Consider the following 3,369-nt stretch of genomic DNA (forward strand, 5'->3'; position numbering starts at 1 on the left):
AAACAAAAAAAGCCCTTCATTAAAAAATGAAGGGCTTTACAATACTGACGCTACGGTCAGTACAAAAAAGGCAACGACCTACTCTCCCACAAATGCAGTACCATCGGCGCTAACGGGCTTAACTTCTCTGTTCGGAATGGTAAGAGGTGAGCCCCGTCGCTATAACCACCTTAAATCTTTGGCCAACATGTTTGCTGGCACTAATATTGTTGACATACTGGAACAAGTTACATGACATTTTATAATCGTACTCATCGCGCTTCGGTCGCTGAGGCTCTCGAAGCAAAAAAAAACAGGCGTACAATAAGCCTACGGGTTATTAGTACTACTCGGCTGTGACGTTACCGCCTTTACACCTGTAGCCTATCAACGTGGTCATCTCCCACGACCCTTTAAAGAAATCTCATCTTGTGGTGGGTTTCGCGCTTATATGCTTTCAGCGCTTATCCCTTCCGAACATAGCTACCCTGCCATGCCGCTGGCGCGACAACAGGTACACCAGAGGTTCGTCCAACTCGGTCCTCTCGTACTAGAGTCAGATCCACTCAAATTTCTAACGCCCACTGTAGATAGAGACCGAACTGTCTCACGACGTTCTGAACCCAGCTCGCGTGCCACTTTAATGGGCGAACAGCCCAACCCTTGGGACCTTCTCCAGCCCCAGGATGTGACGAGCCGACATCGAGGTGCCAAACCCCCCCGTCGATGTGAGCTCTTGGGGGAGATCAGCCTGTTATCCCCGGCGTACCTTTTATCCTTTGAGCGATGGCCCTTCCATGCGGAACCACCGGATCACTATGCTCTTGTTTCCAACCTGATCGACTTGTAGGTCTCTCAGTCAAGCACCCTTATGCCATTGCACTCTACGCACGGTTACCAAGCGTGCTGAGGGTACCTTTAGAAGCCTCCGTTACTCTTTTGGAGGCGACCACCCCAGTCAAACTACCCACCAAGCACTGTCCCTCGCCGAAGGCGGGGTTAGACTCTAGATAAGCAAAGGGTGGTATTTCAACAATGACTCCACGACGCCTGGCGACGCCGCTTCGAAGTCTCCCACCTATCCTACACATTACTTATCCAAAACCAATACTAAGCTATAGTAAAGGTGCACGGGGTCTTTTCGTCCCACAGCGGGTAATCGGCATCTTCACCGATACTACAATTTCACCGAGCTCATGGCCGAGACAGTGTCCAGATCGTTGCACCATTCGTGCAGGTCGGAACTTACCCGACAAGGAATTTCGCTACCTTAGGACCGTTATAGTTACGGCCGCCGTTTACTGGGGCTTCATTTCATTGCTTCGCCGAAGCTAACAACTCCACTTAACCTTCCAGCACCGGGCAGGTGTCAGGCCATATACGTCATCTTTCGATTTAGCATAGCCCTGTGTTTTTGATAAACAGTCGCCTGGACCTTTTCACTGCGGCCCTGACGTTACCGTCAGGGCGACCCTTCTCCCGAAGTTACGGGTCTATTTTGCCTAGTTCCTTAGCCATGAATCTCTCGAGCTCCTTAGAATTCTCATCCCAACCACCTGTGTCGGTTTGGGGTACGGGCCGCTTCCCTCGCTTTTCTTGGAAGTCGCTTCTCTGGATTATCACCGCAGCCGGAGCCTTAGTGTACTATCGCCGTGTTGCCACTGGCTTCAACGTGCTATTCCGTCAGCACGCACCAAATATACGCCTCCGTCACTTTTAGCGGGAGCGGGTACGGGAATATTAACCCGTTGTCCATCCACTACCCCTTTCGGGTTCGCGTTAGGCCCCGACTAACCCTCAGCTGATTAGCATAGCTGAGGAAACCTTGGTCTTTCGGAGTGCGGGTTTCTCGCCCGCATTATCGTTACTTATGCCTACATTTTCTTTTGTAGCTTCTCCAGCATACCTCGCAGTACACCTTCGACGACACTACAATGCTCCCCTACCAGTCTGACGATAAACGTCAGAATCCATAGCTTCGGTAGTATGCTTATGCCCGATTATTATCCATGCCGGACCGCTCGACTAGTGAGCTGTTACGCACTCTTTAAATGAATGGCTGCTTCCAAGCCAACATCCTAGCTGTCTAAGCAGTCCAACCGCGTTTTTTCAACTTAGCATACATTTGGGGACCTTAGCTGATGGTCTGGGTTCTTTCCCTCTCGGACATGGACCTTAGCACCCATGCCCTCACTGCTGAACAGCATTTTATAGCATTCGGAGTTTGTCAGGAATTGGTAGGCGGTGAAGCCCCCGCATCCAATCAGTAGCTCTACCTCTATAAAACTTGATCAACGCTGCACCTAAATGCATTTCGGGGAGTACGAGCTATTTCCGAGTTTGATTGGCCTTTCACCCCTACCCACAGGTCATCCGAAGACTTTTCAACGTCAACCGGTTCGGTCCTCCACTCTGTGTTACCAGAGCTTCAACCTGCCCATGGGTAGATCACACGGTTTCGCGTCTACCACTACTAACTATAGCGCCCTGTTCAGACTCGCTTTCGCTACGGATCCGCACCTGAAGTGCTTAACCTTGCTAGCAACGGTAACTCGTAGGCTCATTATGCAAAAGGCACGCCGTCACCCGCCAATGGCGAGGCTCCGACCGCTTGTAAGCGTATGGTTTCAGGTTCTATTTCACTCCCTTATTCAGGGTTCTTTTCACCTTTCCCTCACGGTACTGGTTCACTATCGGTCTCTCAGGAGTATTTAGCCTTACCGGATGGTCCCGGCAGATTCACACAGGGTTTCACGTGCCCCGCGCTACTCAGGATACTGCTATCTCATCGCTCTTTGCCCGTACGGGGCTATCACCCGCTATGGCCCGTCTTTCCAAACGGTTCCGGTTCATTGCGACTCAAATGTTGCAGTCCTACAACCCCGGCATTGCCGTAACAATGCCGGTTTGGGCTAATCCGCGTTCGCTCGCCACTACTAACGGAATCACTTTTGTTTTCTCTTCCTCCGGGTACTTAGATGTTTCAGTTCCCCGGGTTCGCCTACTGACGTTAAGTCAGCATAACATGTCTTCAACATGCTGGGTTGCCCCATTCGGATATCCGCGGATCAATTCGTGTGTGCCGATCCCCGCGGCTTTTCGCAGCTTATCACGTCCTTCTTCGCCTCTGAGAGCCTAGGCATTCCCCATACGCCCTTATTTAGCTTATTGTACTTTTTGCTTTTTTATGAGTTCTATCAATTGATTTCCAATCGATATGGTCTATCGTACCGCTCGCGTGGTACAATAGCCCGAATTATTATTTCATGTATCTTTTTCCAATATGTCAATGAACGTTTCCCCTCTCGGGATCGTGGAGAATATCGGAGTCGAACCGATGACCTCTTGCGTGCAAGGCAAGCGCTCTAGCCAGCTGAGCTAATCCCCCGT

Annotated in this window: 1 tRNA gene and 2 rRNA genes; all 3 read right to left on the reverse strand. The window is 50.7% G+C overall.

The annotated features are described in order from the left end of the window. Positions 1-65: 65 nt before the first annotated feature. Positions 66-173, reverse strand: a 5S ribosomal RNA gene (gene rrf / locus MR062_RS17570). Positions 174-299: 126 nt separating this feature from the next. Further along, positions 300-3,150, reverse strand: a 23S ribosomal RNA gene (locus MR062_RS17575). A gap of 143 nt (positions 3,151-3,293) precedes the next feature. Then, positions 3,294-3,367, reverse strand: a tRNA-Ala gene (locus tag MR062_RS17580). Between the last annotated feature and the right edge of the window lie 2 nt (positions 3,368-3,369).

Source organism: Aestuariivivens insulae, assembly GCF_022662195.1.
Classification (GTDB): Bacteria; Bacteroidota; Bacteroidia; order Flavobacteriales; family Flavobacteriaceae; genus Aestuariivivens; species Aestuariivivens insulae.